The 16,223-nt window shown below is 72.2% G+C and carries 12 protein-coding genes; 7 read left to right on the top strand and 5 right to left on the bottom strand.

The annotated features are described in order from the left end of the window. Positions 1-14: 14 nt before the first annotated feature. Positions 15-1,187 carry a GDSL-type esterase/lipase family protein gene (locus IE217_RS23630; protein WP_190179923.1) on the bottom strand — a complete coding sequence of 391 codons (1,173 nt, stop codon included), beginning with the start codon at positions 1,185-1,187 and terminating at the stop codon, positions 15-17. 293 nt (positions 1,188-1,480) lie between these two features. On the opposite strand from IE217_RS23630, the gene IE217_RS23625 reads away from it, so the two are divergent. Beyond that, the gene (locus IE217_RS23625; RefSeq protein WP_190179922.1) at positions 1,481-1,945 is read left to right on the top strand and encodes a hypothetical protein; all 465 of its coding nucleotides are present in this window, start codon (positions 1,481-1,483) and stop codon (positions 1,943-1,945) included. A gap of 78 nt (positions 1,946-2,023) precedes the next feature. Here the strand turns inward: IE217_RS23625 and ku are convergent, their stop codons facing one another. Then, entirely contained in the window at positions 2,024-3,148 is a 1,125-nt protein-coding gene (gene ku, locus IE217_RS23620; RefSeq protein WP_190179921.1) for a non-homologous end joining protein Ku, read from the bottom strand. A 237-nt stretch (positions 3,149-3,385) separates the two neighbouring features. Between ku and IE217_RS23615 the strand changes: the two genes are divergently transcribed. The 5 genes from IE217_RS23615 to rph all read left to right on the top strand — a co-directional run bounded on the left by IE217_RS23615 (position 3,386) and on the right by rph (position 11,872). Beyond that, positions 3,386-4,330 (top strand): ABC transporter ATP-binding protein, encoded by a 945-nt coding sequence (locus tag IE217_RS23615; protein ID WP_190179920.1) that lies wholly within the window; start codon positions 3,386-3,388, stop codon positions 4,328-4,330. Next, on the top strand, positions 4,327-5,727 hold the full coding sequence (locus IE217_RS23610; protein ID WP_190179919.1) for an ABC-2 family transporter permease: 1,401 nt from the start codon (positions 4,327-4,329) through the stop codon (positions 5,725-5,727). The genes IE217_RS23615 and IE217_RS23610 overlap by 4 nt, the downstream gene beginning before the upstream one ends. Positions 5,728-5,731: 4 nt before the next feature. Continuing rightward, complete coding sequence (locus IE217_RS23605; protein WP_190179918.1) at positions 5,732-8,491, top strand: bifunctional YncE family protein/alkaline phosphatase family protein; 2,760 nt, start codon at positions 5,732-5,734, stop codon at positions 8,489-8,491. A 47-nt stretch (positions 8,492-8,538) separates the two neighbouring features. After that, on the top strand, positions 8,539-9,111 hold the full coding sequence (locus IE217_RS23600) for a phosphatase PAP2 family protein (protein ID WP_190179917.1): 573 nt from the start codon (positions 8,539-8,541) through the stop codon (positions 9,109-9,111). Positions 9,112-9,244: 133 nt separating this feature from the next. Next, a complete protein-coding gene (gene rph / locus IE217_RS23595; protein ID WP_190179916.1) occupies positions 9,245-11,872 on the top strand; it encodes a rifamycin-inactivating phosphotransferase in 2,628 nt (875 codons plus the stop codon). Positions 11,873-11,991: 119 nt separating this feature from the next. Here the strand turns inward: rph and IE217_RS23590 are convergent, their stop codons facing one another. Beyond that, positions 11,992-12,906, bottom strand: a complete 915-nt coding sequence (locus IE217_RS23590) for an ADP-ribosylglycohydrolase family protein (RefSeq protein ID WP_190179915.1) — start codon at positions 12,904-12,906, stop codon at positions 11,992-11,994. Between the two features lie 167 nt (positions 12,907-13,073). Here IE217_RS23590 and IE217_RS23585 point away from each other — a divergent pair, with 167 nt between their 5' ends. Then, positions 13,074-14,054, top strand: a complete 981-nt coding sequence (locus IE217_RS23585) for a phosphotransferase family protein (protein WP_190179964.1) — start codon at positions 13,074-13,076, stop codon at positions 14,052-14,054. A 24-nt stretch (positions 14,055-14,078) separates the two neighbouring features. Here IE217_RS23585 and IE217_RS23580 read toward each other — a convergent pair whose 3' ends face one another. Further along, positions 14,079-15,191, bottom strand: a complete 1,113-nt coding sequence (locus tag IE217_RS23580) for a sensor histidine kinase (protein ID WP_190179914.1) — start codon at positions 15,189-15,191, stop codon at positions 14,079-14,081. Then, the gene (locus IE217_RS23575) at positions 15,188-15,856 is read right to left on the bottom strand and encodes a response regulator (RefSeq protein ID WP_190179913.1); all 669 of its coding nucleotides are present in this window, start codon (positions 15,854-15,856) and stop codon (positions 15,188-15,190) included. Before IE217_RS23575 ends, IE217_RS23580 begins: the two co-directional genes overlap by 4 nt. Positions 15,857-16,223: the final 367 nt, after the last annotated feature.

Here is a 16,223-nt window from a genome sequence, read left to right as displayed (position 1 = left end):
GGCGCCGGTTCGTCTCAGGCCTCGTAGCGGAACGGGCCGTCGGCGCCGAAGACGAGCCGGGTGAAGTTCCCGGCGATGCGTCGGTGGCCCTCCGGGCCGGGGTGGATCCCGTCCGGCAGGGGCAGCTCGGCGTAGTGCTGCTCGCCGTACAGCTCGCGGCCGTCGAGGTAGTGCAGGTGCGGGTCGTCGGCCGACCGCTCGGCGGTGATCCGGGCCAGGGCCTCGCGGACGACGGTGAGCGTCAGGCGCCCGGCGGCGCGTTCCGCCGGGTCGCCGGTGGCCTTGAAGCGCGGGGTGCCGCCGTCGAAGTCGGGCATCAGGGGGCCGGGGGTGTCCTCCTGCACCGGGCAGAGGATGGGGGAGACCACCAGGAGCGGCACGGTCGGATGCCCCTCGCGGATGGTGTCCAGGAAGCCGTGGACCGCGGGAACGAAGGCGCGCAGACGCATCACGTCGGCGTTCACGACGTTGATGCCGAGCTTGACGCTGATCAGGTCGGCGGGGGTGTCCCGCATCGCGCGAGCGGTGAACGGGTCCAGCAGCGCGCCCCCGCCGAACCCCATGTTGACCAGTTCCACTCCACCGCGGGCCGCTGCCAGGGCAGGCCAAGTGGCGGTCGGATGGGTGGCGTTGGAGCCGTGGCTGATGGAACTGCCGTGGTGGAGCCACACCTTGCGCCCACGGTCCGGCAACGGCTCGACGGGAGCGTCGGTGCGCAGGGCGATCAGCTCGGTGGTCTCGGTGTGCGGGAGCCAGATCTCGACGTCCTTGTCATGGGCGGGCAGCCCGGCGAACCGGGCGGTGCCGGGCGGTCCTTCGCGTACCTCGACGGACCCGGTGGTCACGTCCATGACGCGAAGGTTGCCTCCGGTCACCGTCGCCTGTGCCGCGAGACGGCCGTCGATCAGCAGGTCGTGGACGCCGTCCGCCGGGGCCGGCAGACCTCGGTAGGCCCTCTTGGTGGGCAGCGTGTCCAGCTCGACGGTGGTGGCGCGGCTGCGGAAGACCACGCGCACCCCGGACGGCTGGGCCTCGGCCATGGCCAGCTGGTCGTCGGGAATCTGTCGGCGCGCCCACGCGGGCAGCCGGTGCGGCAGCAGGCCGTACGCGGTGCGTTCGACGTCGAGGGCGCCGCGCAGGAGGGCGGCGGTGACGGGAGTCGTGATGAGGTGAGGGTCAGCATTCATGGCGAAACCCATCATGCGGTTACCTAATGGATTTAGGCAAATCGCTAAATGGCGCCGTCGCACGCGCGCCCCGGGAAACGAACCCGCGCCCGGAAACGAACCCGCGCCCGGAAACGAACCCGCGCCCGGAAACGACCCCCCGCCCGGAATCGGCCCCCGGCCCTACCGCCGGGGTTTACCCGCGCCTACGCCGAAGGTTGACCGCGAACTCCACCCCACGGCGCACGTGCGACAGCCCTCTTCCTCGTAGCCTTCTGACCCGACCGGAGGCACCAACACATTGGGGGATCGAAATGCCTTCACGACACATGGCCGGACTGGGGATGTCGGTGGCCCTGGCCGGGCTGACCGTCGGCCTGCTCCCCGTCGCGGCCACGGCGGCCCCGGCCCGCGCCGACCGGACCGTCGTCCGGCCCGCCGCGGCGGGCGAGAACGCCGTGGCCGCCGGCAGCTGCGCCATCACCCGCTGGGCCAACAAGGGCTACTACAAGTGCGGCACCAGGGTGCTGGACGTGGACTGGGACGGGAACGGGACGACGGACGAGACGTTCGTCGTCGCCGCCAACCGCACGATCTGGCACACCTGGCGCGCCGCCGACGGCTGGAAGGAGATGCCGGGCCACGGACGCGCCGACAACACGGGGGGCTGGGCCAGGATCGCCAGTTGGCGTGCCGTGACGGTCTGGGCCGGCAGCACCTCGTACTGCAACACCTTCAAGGACGGCAAGTGGCACAGCTGGAAGCGCAAGTGCGGTTAGGCCGCGCCGCCGCGGATCGGCTCCCCGCACAACCGCCGACTGGTTGGCTGGGCATGGAGCGGTCCGTGATGGTCTGAATCAGGCGGCGCTCTTCTTGCGGCCGCGGGCCCCGCTTCCGCCCGCGAGGGCGTCGATGAGGTCCTTGCGGCTCATCTTCGAGCGGCCCGGGATGTCCTGTTCGCTCGCCCGCTCGTACAGCTCCGCCTTGCTCAGCTCCTGCAGCTCGCGCTTGGAGGTGCTCGCGCTGCGGCGGCCCCGCTCCGACGAGGCCCCGGCCTTCCTGGGCGGGGCCTTGCGCGTCGGCTCCTTCGCCGACCTGCCCGCTCTTTCCGCCTTCCCTGCCTCCGCCGCCTTCCCCGCCTTCCCCGCCTTCCCCGTCGTCTCCGTCTTCCCCGTCGTCCGGGAGGCCGGCTCCCCGCGGCCGGAGCGCGCGGCCTGGAGGCTGCCCTCGAGGACCTTCATCAGGTCGATGACGTTGGTCGCCTCCGGGGGCTCCTCCGACACCGCGATCTCCTGGCCCTCCGCCTTGGCCTTGACGAGCTCGCGCACCTTCTCCTGGTAGGTGTCGCGGTAGCGGGACGGGTCCCAGTCGGAGCTGAGCGCGTCGACCAGCTCCAGCGCCATGTCCAGCTGCTTGCCGCGCCCCACCCGCCCGGAGGGCAGTTCGGGCAGCTCCGTGCCCGGGTCGCGGACCTCGTCCGCCCAGTGCAGGGTCTGCAGCACCAGCACCTCGTCCTCGGCGCGCAGCGCGGTCAGGTACTGCTTGCTGCGCATGACGAACGTGGCGATCCCGGCCTTGTTCGCCTCCGCCAGCGCCGCGCGCAGCAGCTCGTACACCTTGCCGTACTCCTCGCCGCGCGGGGCGACGTAGTAGGTGCGGTCGAAGTAGACCGGCTCGATCGCCTCCAGGTCGACGAAGTCGCTGATGTCGATGGTGCGCGAGCGGCCCGGCGCGATCTCGTCCAGCTCGTCCGGCTCCACCACGACGTACTGACCCTGGTCGATCTCGTAGCCCTTGACGATGTCGCGGGCGGCGACCTCCTCGCCGGTGCGTTCGTTCACCCGCCGGTTGCGGATCCGGTCGGAGGTGCCGCGCTGCAACTGGTGGAAGTGGACCGTGTGGTCCTCGGTCGCCGTGTAGAGGCCCACGGGGACGGCTACGAGCCCGAAGGTGATCACTCCTGACCAGATCGCCCGGGCCATGACCGTGCTCCGTCCCGTTCGTCCAGCGCGAGGGCTGGGCCTGCTCCTCCTGTACGCCTCCACGCTCGCACCGTCGCCCCGATCCCGCGCGCCGGGCCACGCCTTCCGGGGCAACGCCTGCCGGTGGCGCGCGGCTTGCCGTCCCTTGACGAGTTCTTCCACCAACGTCAACCACCTGTACATGCCAAGCATCATGTGCAATCCCTAGGGTCCATGGGGTTTTCGAAGGAAGGGCTCATGGACACACACCTCGCGGTCCGGGCTCGTGGCGTCACGAAGTCCTTCGGTGACGTCATCGCCCTCGACGGTGTCGATCTGGACGTGGCACACGGTCAGATCCATGGCTTGGTGGGGCCGAACGGCGCCGGCAAGACGACGGCGCTCGGTCTGCTGCTGGGCCTGGCCGTCGCCGACAGCGGGACGCTCGAGATTCTGAACACACCCGTCGGACGGGGCCTCGCCGCCCCCGGCGGAGTCGGCGGCTTCGTGGACGGCCCCGGTCTCTACCCCGCGCTCACCGCCCGGCAGAACCTCGCCGCCGTGGCCGCCCTGAGCGGGCGCCGGTCCCGTACCGCGGCGGTCGACGAGGCGCTCGCGGAGGTCGGGCTCACGGATGTGGCCGACGACCGCGTCCGCGGCTTCTCCCTCGGCATGCGCCAGCGGCTCGGGCTCGCCGCGGCCCTGGTGACCGAGCCCCGGCTCCTCCTGCTCGACGAGCCGTCCAACGGCCTCGACCCGGCCGGCAAGAAGCACGTCCACGGCGTCCTGACCCGCCTCGCCGCGGACGGTGTCGCCGTCGTGCTGTCGAGCCACCGCATGGACGACCTCGAAGCACTGTGCTCGGAGGTCACCATCCTCGCCACCGGACGCGTCGTCTTCTCCGGCCCGCTGGGCAAACTGGCCGCCGAGAACCGCGCCCTCGACTACCGGCTGCGCACCCCCGATCCGGCGGCCGCCCGCCGCATCGCCTCGAGCACGGCCGGAATCCACGTCGTCGACGACACCGGCACCCCACGCACCGACGCCGGGGTCCTGGTCGTACGGGCGCTGGTGCCCGCCCTCGACGAACTGGTGGCCGGGCTGGTGAACGCCGGTGTCGCAGTACGCGAACTGGCCCCCGTGGTCTCGCCGTTGGAAGCGGCCTTCCTCGCCCTCACCGAGCAGCAGGAGGCCGCCCGATGAGCGGCACCGTCGGCACGACCCGCACCGGTACGACCACCACCACCGCCGCCGGAGTCGCCGCCGCCCCCGCCCACCGCGCCCCCCTCTCCCGCACGTACCGTTTCGAGCTCGTCAAACTCCTCGCGCAGTGGCGCGTACGCCTGCTGGTGCTGGCCTGCTGGACCGCCCCCGCCCTCTTCGTCGCTGGGGTGAGCCGGCAGAGCACGCTCCCCTCCGACACCCTCTTCGGCCGCTGGATGCACGCCACCGGGTGGGCCGGACCGCTGGTGGTCCTCGGTTTCGCCGGTACCTGGGCGCTGCCGCTGCTGACCTCGGTGGTCGCCGGTGACGTGTTCGCCTCGGAGGACCGGCTCGGCACCTGGCGCCACCTGCTCGTCGCCGTACGGTCGCCCCGGCGGATCTTCGTGGCGAAGGCGCTGGCCGGCCTGACCGTGATCATGCTGCTCGTGGCCGGGCTGGCCTGCTCCGGCACGGCCGGCGGGCTCCTGGCGGTGGGCGACCACCCGCTGGTCGGCCTCGACGGCCATCTGCTGGCGCCGGGCACCGCCGCCGGCCGGGTCCTGCTCGCCTGGAGCTGCGTCCTCGCCCCGACGCTGGCCCTGGCCGGCATCGGACTGCTCGGGTCCGTCGCGCTGGGGCGGTCCCCGATGGGCCTGCTGCTGCCCGCGCTGGTGGCGCTCGGCACGCAGGTCGCCCAGATGCTTCCGCTGCCCGTCGCCGTGCGCCTGGCCCTGCCCGGCTACGCCTTCACCGCCTGGAACGGCCTGTTCACCAGCCCCGCCCAGACCGGCCCGCTCCTCATCGGCGTCGTGGTCGGCCTGGCCTGGGGCCTGCTCGCGACCGCGCTCGCCTATCTGCTGTTCCTGCGCCGGGACTTCACCGGCCCGGCCGACGACGGCTCCGGACGCCGGGCCCTCACCGCCGGACTCCTGCCGCTGACCGCGCTCCTGGCCGCGACCACCCTGATCCTCACCCAGGCGGCCGGAGCCCCGGCCACCGGCTCCGGCATCGAGCGGAACAAGGTGCAGCGCTCACTCGCCACGGCGTTCGCCCACCTCTACCGCATGCAGACCAGCCAACTGCACCGGCCCGCCGTCACCGAGGCCCAGTTGAGGGCGACGGCGGCGTGCGACAAGAGCGACGGCCGGGCCGACCCCGAGGGCGCGGGCAACGACTGGCGCTGCGTCGTCACCTGGTACCTGCCCGGGGTCACGGCCCCCGGCAGGGCGGTCTACCAGCTCGACATCACCGCGGACGGGCGGTACGTCGCCGACGGCGACGGGCCGAAGGAAGTGAACGGCTACTTCCTGGTGCGCACCCCTGCCGGGGACGCGCCCAACCCGCTCTGGCAGTTCGACGGCAACGTCGAACTGCTCGCCACCACCTCGAAGGGATGACTCCATGCAGGTCACACGCCGGCGCCGGACGACCGACGACAAGATGGCTCACGACAAGGGGCGGACCGGTCCGTTCGGCAGACGCGCCGGCCGCCGGACCACGCTGGTGACCACGGGCATCGCCGTCGCCCTCGCCGTCACGGGCACCGCCGTCGCCGAGACCCACCAGTTCGGCACCCAGCAGGTCGGCCAGGAGACGGCGAACGGCCAGGTCGTCTCCAGCGACCAGTACATCGCCCCGTACGGCAGCCGTACCGTCATCGACGACGGCAAGATCATGTCGTCGGCGGTCAGCCCGGACGGCCGCCACCTCGCCGCCACCCTCACCGACGGCGGGACGGCGCTGGTCGTCGTCGACCTGCGAACCGGTGAGGTCGTCCAGCGCGTCAAGAGCAGCGTCTCCGGCCAGAGCAGCGACGTGGGCCAGGAAGGCCCGGCCTACTCGCCCGACGGCAAGCAGCTGTGGCTGGGCCGGACCGACGGCTACACCAAGTACACGGTGAACGCGGACGGCACCGTCTCCGACCCGGTGCCCGTTCCCATCCCGGCCGACGGCTCCCGGCACGCGCTGGCGGCCGCGGCGGTCTTCTCGGCGGACGGATCCACCGTGTACGCGGCGGTCAACGGGCAGAACCGGGTGGTCGCCATCGACGCGGCGACCGGAACCGTCCAGCACAGCTGGGCCGTGGGCAACGCCCCCCGGGGCATGGCCATGGCCGGTGGCAGGCTGTACGTGAGCAACGAGGGCGGCCGCCCGGCGAGGCCCGGTGACACCACCATCAACTCCTACGGCACCCAGGTGCCCGCCAGCCCCGTGACCGCGGCCACCACCACCGGCACCGTCAGCGTCATCGACGTGACGGACCCCGGCGCGGCCGTCCGCAGCATCGACGTCGGACTGCACCCGACCGCCGTGTACGCCAAGCGCGGCGCGGTGTTCGTCACCAACACCGCCACCAACGACGTCTCCGTCATCGACACCAGGCGCGACAAGGTCGTGCAGACCATCTCCACCCAGCCGTGGCCGGAGGCCTCCGTCGGCTACGAGCCCGACGCGGTGACGCTCACCGACGACGGGCGCCTGCTGGTGACGCTCGGCCGCGCCAACGCGGTCGCCGTCTACCGGTACAGCGGACCGCAGGAGCCGGTCGGATACGTCGGCCTGCTCCCCACGGACTACTTCCCCGCGGAGATCTCCAGTGCCGGCGACGACATCGTCGTCTCCAACACCCGTGGCATCGACGCCCGCAGGCCCTCCGGCAGCGCCGGGCACAGCACCCACGACACGACCTCCAGCGTGCAGCGGTTCAGGCTGCCGAGCGACCGGGTCATCCGGTCCCAGACCGCCAAGGTCTTCCGGCAGAACGGCTGGTACAGCGGATCGGTCCTGCTCAGCAAGGGCAGGAGCCACGCGAGGCCGGTCGCCGTGCCGCGCCGGCTCGGCGACCCCTCGACGATCAAGCACGTCTTCCTGATCGTCAAGGAGAACCGCACCTACGACCAGGTCCTCGGCGACATGCCCCAGGGCGACGGCGACCCCACGCTGACGCAGTTCGGCGAGAACGTCACTCCCAACCAGCACGCCCTGGCGCGGCAGTTCGGACTGTACGACAACACCTACGACATCGGCACCAACTCCGCCGAGGGTCACAACTGGCTGATGCAGGCGGACAATCCGGAGTACACCGAGTCGTCCGCCGGTCAGTACGAGCGCAGTTACGACACCGAGGACGACGCGCTCGGGCACCAGCGGACCGGATTCCTGTGGACCGGAGCGCAGGCGGCGGGCAAGTCCGTGCGGGACTTCGGGGAGTTCCAGCAGTTCCTGACCAAACCGGCCGGAGCGAGCTGGCAGAACCTCTACTGCGACAGCAAGAACATGGAGGCGACCGGACAGGACACCGCCTACCCCCTGTCCTCCTCCTCGCCGATCCCGTCGCTCAACGACGTCTCCGTGCACGGCTTCCCGAAGTTCGACACCAGCGTCCCGGACATCTACCGGTACGAGATCTGGAAGCGGGACTTCGAGAAGAACGGGCCCGCGAACCTCAACATGTTCTGGCTCTCCAGCGACCACACCGGCGGCCCGGCGAACGCGGCCGCCCAGGTCGCCGACAACGACCTCGCCACCGGCAGGATCATCGACAAGATCTCCCACAGCAAGTACTGGAAGGACTCGGCGGTCTTCGTCGTCGAGGACGACTCCCAGGCGGGCCTCGACCACGTGGACGGTCACCGCGCCCCGATCCAGATCATCAGCCCCTGGGCCCGCCACGGGGTGGTCGACAGCCACTACTACACCCAGATCACGATGATCCGGACCATCGAGCAGATCCTCGGCATCCGCCCCATGAACCAGAAGGACAGCGCCGCCACCCCGATGCTCGGGGCCTTCACCGGGCACCCGGACTACACGCCCTTCGACGCGCTGCCCAACCGCACTCCGCTGACCGGCGGCCTCAAGACCCCGCCCCCCTGCGGCGTCGACACCCCGGCGCCCCAGAACCCCCGCGCGGCAGCCGCCCCGTCGGCCACGGTACCGGCCGGCAAGCGGGCCCTCGCGGCGACGTGGGACGCGTGGAAGGCCAAGCAGCGCCTGACCGGCCCGAACGCCGTCCCCGACTACGCCAACCCCGCCCAGATGAACCACTTCACCTGGTACGAGACGCACAACTGGACCAAGCCCTACCCCGGCGAGAAGCAGATCTACGCCCCCGACGAGGTACCCGGCGCCTACATCCCGTCCTCGGAGTCGGACGGCTGAGCGATCCCGGATGCATGGCCCGGTGATCTCGGGGACAACCGCAGTTCATGGAGTTCTGTACGAAGCTGCGCGCGACTGACCGGCGTCTCATCCAGCGGTTGGCCTCAGGCACGACGCCGGGTGCCCACCGGCTCCTGTCGGCGGTGGAGGAGTGCGCGGAGGGCACCAAACTGTGGTGCGGCGTGTCCGTCGTCATGGCGCTGGCCGGGGGCCGGCGCGGGCGACGGGCCGCCGCGTCGGCCCTGGCCGCGCTGACGGTGGCGCAGACCGTCTCCAACGGTCTGTGCAAGCACCTGGTCCGCAGGCCGCGCCCGCCGAAGGACTGGGTGCCGCACGACGAGGTCGAGGACCGCCCCGACTCGCCGTCCTTCCCCTCCGGGCACACCGCGGCCGCGGCGGCGTTCACCGCCGCGGTCCTTCCCGTGTGGCCCCTGGCCGGCGTCCTGTGCGCGATTCCGGCGGCCCTGGTGGCCGTGGAGCGGGTGCAGAGCGGGGCCCACTATCCCAGTGACGTCGCCGCGGGCGCCGTCATCGGCCTGGGCAGCGCGTGGATCGTCCGGCACGGCCCGGAAATGGCGAAGGCAAGGAGAGTCCATCTCCCTGCCACTCTCAACGTATAGCGCACCGGGGGGCTTGCGGCAAGGCCCCGGTCCGGGCGCACAATCGTCGGCCGAGCCCGCGACCTGCAAAAACGGCGGGGACGGCGTGTGACGCCGTCGAGTGTGCGGCACGGCAGCCCGGAAGGTGTGCGCAGTGATCGAGCAGTATGTGTGGGACCTCGAAGAGATCGACGACAGGCGGGCCGCCGCCGTCGGCGGCAAGGGCGCGAACCTGGCCCGGCTCTCGGGGATCGCGGACGTGAGCGTGCCGTCCGGCTTCTGCGTGACGACGGACGCCTTCCACCGGATCATCGCGCGGACGCCGTCGATCGACGACCGGCTCGACCGGCTGTCGCGCCTGGACGTGGACGAGCGGGACGCGATCCGCACGCTCAGCGCGGAGATCCGCCGCACCATCGAGGACACCGCCGTCCCGGACGACCTCGCGGCGCAGATCACCAGCGCGCTCGCCCGCCACGGTGACCGGGCCGCCTACGCCGTCCGGTCCAGCGCGACGGCGGAGGACCTGCCCACCGCCTCCTTCGCGGGCCAGCAGGACACCTACCTGAACGTCGTGGGGCCGGAGTCGGTCCTGCGGCACATCAGCCGGTGCTGGGCCTCCCTGTTCACCGAGCGGGCCGTCGTCTACCGCCGGCGCAACGGCATCGGCCACCGCACGGTGTCCATGGCCGTGGTCGTGCAGCGGATGGTCCTCCCACGTGCCGCCGGCATCCTGTTCACCGCCGACCCCGTGACGGGCGACCGCAGGACCGCCACCGTGGACGCCGGGTTCGGCCTCGGTGAGGCCCTGGTCTCCGGCCTGGTGAACCCGGACGTCTTCAGGGTGCGGGACGGCGAAGTCGTCGCCGAGACGATCGCCGCCAAGCGGCGCGCGGTCCACGCCCTGCCGGGCGGCGGCACGCGGGAGGTGGCCCTCGACTCGCGGCGGCAGGAGCAGCCGGCGCTGACGCACGAGCAGGCCGTACGCCTCGTAGGGCTCGGGCGGCGGATCGAGGCGCACTTCGGCCGCCCGCAGGACATCGAATGGTGCCTGGCCGACGACGGCTTCCACATCGTCCAGAGCCGGCCCATCACCACGCTGTTCCCCGTCCCGGAGAGGGACGATACGGACAACCACGTCTACGTGTCCGTGGGCCACCAGCAGATGATGACCGACGCCATGAAGCCCCTCGGGCTGTCCATGTGGCAGCGGACCGCCATGGTGCCGATGCACGCCGCCGGGGGAAGGTTGTTCGTCGACGTCACGCGGCGCCTGGCCTCGCCCGCGGGCCGCGCGGCCCTGCTGGACCTCCTGGGCAGATCCGAACCGCTGGTCAGGGACGCGCTGGAGACCGTCCTCGACCGCGGCGACTTCGTCCCCTCGCTCCCGGACGCGGGCCCCGCCGGGCCGCCGGCCGGCGGCGCCCCCGCCCCGATCGAGACCGATCCCGCCATCGTCACCGCGCTGATCGAGCGCAGCCAGGCGTCCGTCGCCGCCCTTGGACGCGACATCCGGACGAAGAGCGGACCGGAACTGTTCGACTTCCTGCCGACGGCCTTCGAGGAGCACAAACGGGTGCTCAGCGATCCGCTGAACATCCAGGCGATCATGGCGGGGATGGAGGCCACCTGGTGGCTCAACGACAAGCTGCACGAATGGCTCGGTGAGAAGAACGCGGCCGACGCACTCACCCTGTCCGCCCCTGGAAACATCACTTCCCAGATGGGCCTGGATCTGCTCGAGGTCGCGGACGCGATCCGCCCGCACCCCGAGGTCGTCGCCTTCCTGCGGGGCGTCGAGGACGGGGGCTCGCGCTACGAGGGCTCGCCGTCCGAGGGCTTCCTGGACGAGTTGGCGAAGCGCGCGGGCGGGGCCGAGGCGCGCGAGGCCATCGAGGGCTACCTCGACCGGTACGGGATGCGCTGCGCCGGCGAGATCGACATCACGCGGCCGCGCTGGCGTGAGCGCCCCACCACGCTCGTACCGGCGATCCTCGACAACGTCAGGAACTTCGGGCCGGGCGCCGCCCAACGGCGCTTCGAGCAAGGGCGCCAGGCGGCGCTGAAGAAGGAACAGGACGTACTGTCACGCCTCCGCGCCCTGCCGGACGGGGAACGCAAGGCCGACGAGACCAAGCGGATGATCGACCGGGTACGGACCTTCATCGGGTACCGGGAGTACCCCAAGTACGACATCGTCAGCCGCTACTTCCTCTACAAACAGGCCCTGTTCGCGGAGGCCGAGCGGTTGGTGCGGGCCGGTGTGCTCGGCGAGAAGGAGGACGTCTGCTACCTCACCCTCCAGGAACTCGCCGACGCGGTGCGCTCGAAGAAGGTGGACGGCCGGCTCATCCAGCAGCGCAAGGACGCCTTCCGGTCGCACCGGGCGCTCACCCCTCCCCGGGTGCTGACCTCGGACGGCGAGTGCCTCAACGGGGCCTACCGGCGCGACGACGTTCCGGCGGATGCCCTGACCGGCCTGTCGGTGTCCGCCGGGACCGTGGAGGGCAGGGCCCGGGTCGTCCTCGACATCGCGAGGGCACAACTGGAGACGGGCGACATCCTGGTCACGGTGTGCACGGACCCCAGCTGGTCGCCCCTGTTCGTCGGCATCGCGGGCCTGGTGACGGAGGTGGGCGGCCTGATGACGCACGGCGCGGTGATCGCCCGCGAGTACGGCCTGCCCGCCGTGGTGGGCGTGGAGCAGGCCACCCGGCGCATCCGCGACGGGCAGCGAATCCGCGTACACGGCACCGACGGGTACGTCGAGATCCTCTCCTGACCGACCCTGTCGGGACCAGTGCCGTAGCGGCCCGGACGGCCCGGTCCGGGGCCGACGCCCACGGCCCCACCTTGCTGAACAGGGGGCGGAACCGAACCTGGACGTGCGTGGGGCCGGTGTCAGCGTAGCCAGGTCGGCAGGGGTTCGGTGTGGTGGCGCCAGGTGGTGGGGATGTTCTCGGTGCCGACGCGGGAGGCGACGATGCCGCCGACGATGGCGCAGGTGGTGTCGACGTCGCCGCCGGCCGAGGCCGTGGCCCACAGGGCGGACGCGTAGTCGGTCAGATGGCGGGCGGCGCACCAGAGGGTGAAGGGGACCGTGTCCATGGCGCTGACCTGGCGTCCGTTGCCGAGAACGTGAGCGGCGAGTTCGACGTGGGGCTGGTCCAGGAGCGTACGGGCCTCGGCGATGCCGTCGCGTACCCGGCTGGGCGGGACGAAGTCCAAAACGGTGGCGAGCAGGTCCGCGCCCGCCACGGGTTCTTCGCGGCGGTGCGCGGCGCGGCCGGCGGCGACGGCGACCGCCCCGGCGACGGCCTCGGGATGCGTGTGGGTCACCTCGGCGGACATGGCGGCCTGCCGGGCCCCGCGCTCCGGATCACCCGGGAAACGGGCGCCCAGAGGGGCGACGCGCATCGCGGCCCCGTTGCCCCAGGAGCCCTGCCCGTCGAACAGCCCGGCCGCCAGTTCACGCCAGTCGGCGCCCTGGCGGACCAGGCGCAGCAGGCGGTTCATCGCGGGACCGTAACCGCGGTCGAAGTCGTGCCGCCCAGCGAAGGAACGGGCCAGTGCGTCCTGGTCCACCTCGCCCCGCTGCTCGAGCAGTTGGTGGATGGAGCAGGCCATCTCGGTGTCGTCGGTCCACGGCCAGGGTGCGTCAGGCAGGTGCCGGTCACGCAGAGCGGCGAGGTTGCCGGGGACGAAGAACTGGGCTCCGAAGGCGTCGCCGACGGCCAGGCCGTTCAAGGCGTCACGGGCGGCGGTGCCGAGGGGATCGAACGCAGGGCTTTGGAAGGGGTACGAGTGGGAGGCCATCGCCGGGCATCCTGACAGTCCCGGCCCGCACCGGCCACCTGTTTTCTTCGACCAGGTCGTGATCGTGGGGGCGCTGGTCCGAAAGCGTCAGGCGCGCCGGTGCCCAACTAGGGTGCGTGAGTTGTCCTCTTGGAGAGGCGGTGGCTGGGGGCGTGGTGCTCGACGCGGTGAGGCGGGAGCAGTTGGCAGGTGCGGCGCGGGCGGCGCTGGGCCCGGGGCGGCGGCTGGAAGGGGTGGAGCCTCTGGCGGGCGGCAGCAAGAAGGGTGTCTACCGCCTGGTGATGGACGACGGGACGACAGCGGTCGCGTACTTGTGGGCGGAGGACGAGAACTACTGGCCGGCGGCGGAAGGCGACCACGATCCGGCCGACCCGTTCTCGCCGGGTCTCGGGCTCGACCTGTTCGAGGCCGCGCACGCACGGCTCGACGCACTCGGAGTCCGCGTCCCGGCGCTCCGCCTCGTCGACCGCGAGGGCGCCCACTGCCCGGCCGACCTCGCGATCGTCGAGGACCTCCGGGGCGAGAGCCTGCAGGCGCTCCTCGCCCAGGACCCCGCGGCGGCGGCCCCGGTCATGGAACGGCTCCGCGACTCCCTGGAGGCGATGCGAGGCCACCGGGCTCCCGCCTTCGGCAAGGTGGCCGTGGTGGACGCGGGCGCGGCCTCACGCGGGACGTCGTGCGAGGAGGTCGTCCTGGACCGTGCGCTGCGCGACCTTGCCGAGGCGGCCGCACGCGACCCGCGGATCGGGGGCGCACACGACCGGCTGGAGGAACGGCTGCGACATCTGGCGGGGACCGTGCGGCCACGGTCGCGGTACTCGCTGGTGCACGGCGAGTTGGGCCCCGACCATGTGCTGGTGGACCCGGAGGGGCGGCCCGTCCTGATCGACATCGAGGGTGCGATGTACTTCGACGTCGAGTGGGAGCACGTCTTCCTGCGGATCCGCTTCGACGAGCGGTACGAGCGCCTGGAAGCCGACGGACTTGACCAGCACAGGCTCCGCTTCTACACGCTGGCACAACGGCTCTCGCTGACGGCGGGCCCACTGAGACTGCTCGACGGAGACTTCCCCGACCGGGAGCTCATGGCGGGCATCGCCGAACACAACCTGAACGAGGCGCTGGAGTCGGTCCGTTCGCCCGGATGACCGCGCGGTTGGCGCCCGTTCCGCTCAGCGGCTTCGGTCGATGGGCAGGACCAGGCTCAGTTCGTAGCCGCCCTCGGGGGTCGGGCCCGAGGTGACCGTGCCGCCGAGGAGTTCGGCTCGCTGGGACAGGCCGGCCAGGCCGTGGTGGGCGCTCGGCAGGACGAACGCGGGCCGGGTGGGCGCGGTGTTGGTGACCGTGGTGCGGACGACGCCGTCCCGGTGCCGTACCCGGACGGTCGCCGCGGCGCCCGGAGCGTGCTTGCGCACGTTGGTCAACGCCTCCTGCACGGTGCGGTACACGGCGCGCTGCACCGGAGGCGGAAGTTCGGCCGGCAGGTCGGTCTCCAGCTTCGCCTCGATGCCGCTGGCGTCCACCAGGCGCTCCAAGTCCGCCAGGGACGGCTGCGGGGTCAGTTCCGTGGGCCGGCTGCCGGAAGCCCGCAGCACGCTGACCATGTGCCGCAGTTCCTCCAGGGTCTGCACACTGAGCCTGCGGATCGTGGCGGCCCCCTTCCTCGTCTCGGCGTCGCGGCTGCTCACCTGCAGCGCTCCGGCCTGCACGGCGATGAGGCCGACCTGGTGGGACACGACGTCGTGCATCTCCCGGGCGAGCTGGGCCCGTTCCTTCGCCAGCACGCTCTGCGCGGTCAGCAGCCGCTCGTGCTCGCGGGCCTCGGAGATCTCGGCGAGCCGCAGGGACAGTTCGCGCCGCGCCTGGACGAGCTGGCCCAGGAAGACGGGCGCGGCGGCGGTGGCCAGGGTGTAGCTGAGGTGGAAGAGGTTGTTCGTCTGGGACAGCTCGGTGGCGTTCAGGGACGACCACGGCCAGGGCATGAAGTCGGTGACGGCGTACGTCAGTGCGCAGGCGCCCAGCAGCAGGCGGTGCCGGCTCAGCGAGGAGAGCGTGTAGAGCGCGGCCATGGGCGCGACCACCGAGTCCGTGACCAGCGCCGTGGGCAGGGTGAGCAGGAACGTCGTCAGCGGCAGGCGGCGGCGCAGCGTCAGCGCGAGGGCGCCCAGGAGCCCGCACGCCGCCGCCGGCCGGTCCGCCAGGTCGACGTGCGCCCACGCGTCCGCCAGCGCGAAGGCCACGAGGGCGGTGTCGAGCAGCAGGCCCGAGGGCGGGCGGAGCTTCACCGCGCGTCCTCGTCCGGCGGCGGGGTGAGCAGACCCGCGCGCTCGGCGATCAGCGCCGCCTGGACCCGGCTGCCGACCTCGAGCTTCGCCAGCACGTTGGTGACGTGGCCCTTGACGGTGCCGGTGCTCAGGTGCAGGCGCTCACCGATGTCGGTGTTGGCGAGTCCGTCGGCCAGGAGGACGAGGACGGCACGCTCGCGCTCGCTCAGCCGTGCGGTGAGACGGGCGGAGGCCGAGTCGCGGACGCCGTGGTCGAGGTAACCGTCCACGACCCGGCGGGTGACCTCGGACGAGAGCACGGTCCCGCCCTGGGCCAGCGTTCTCACCAGATGGGGCAGCTGCTCGGGGTCGGTGTCCTTGAGCAGGAACCCGGCGGCGCCCGAACGCAGCGCGGTCGTCACGTACTCGTCCGCGTCGAACGTGGTGAGCATGGCCACCACGGGCGCCTGCGGCAGCCGGCGCAGCTCGGCCAGGATGGTGAGCCCGTCCACGTCCGGCATGCGGATGTCGAGCAGCACGACGTCGGGCCGCAACTGCCGTACCGTGGCCACGGCCTCGCCGCCGGGCACCGCCGCGACGACCCGCACGTCGTCCGCCGCGCTGAGGATGTGGGTGAAGCCCGTACGGATCAGGGCTTCGTCGTCGACCACCAGTACCCGGATCACCTGCGCTCCGCTCGTCGTCGGCGGCCGGCCGCCACTCCCGCCGCCCGATGGGTACCCGCGGGGGAGACCGCACAGGCCGTACGAGCGGAATTCCCGCCGGTTGGCGGCGCGCACCCATCCGGTCGGCGGGGCGCACCCCCGCCGGCCGGCCAAGCGCACCCCCGCCGGTCGGCCGGTCGCACCCCGTCAGTCGGCCAGATGCACCCCCGCCGCTCGGCCGGTCGCACCCCCGTCAGTCGGCCGGCTCCACTCGTGCCGGCCGGCGCGGCGTGCCCGTGCCAGGCGGCCGGTCCACCGGCGCCGCTCGGCCGGGGTGATTGCGGCCGGTCGGCGGGGTCATTCCGGACAGCCGCCGGGCTGGCTCGGG

The organism is Streptomyces naganishii JCM 4654 (assembly GCF_014650575.1).
In the GTDB taxonomy this organism is placed as follows: domain Bacteria; phylum Actinomycetota; class Actinomycetes; order Streptomycetales; family Streptomycetaceae; genus Streptomyces; species Streptomyces naganishii.
This window is presented reverse-complemented; position numbering and strand designations above follow the sequence as displayed.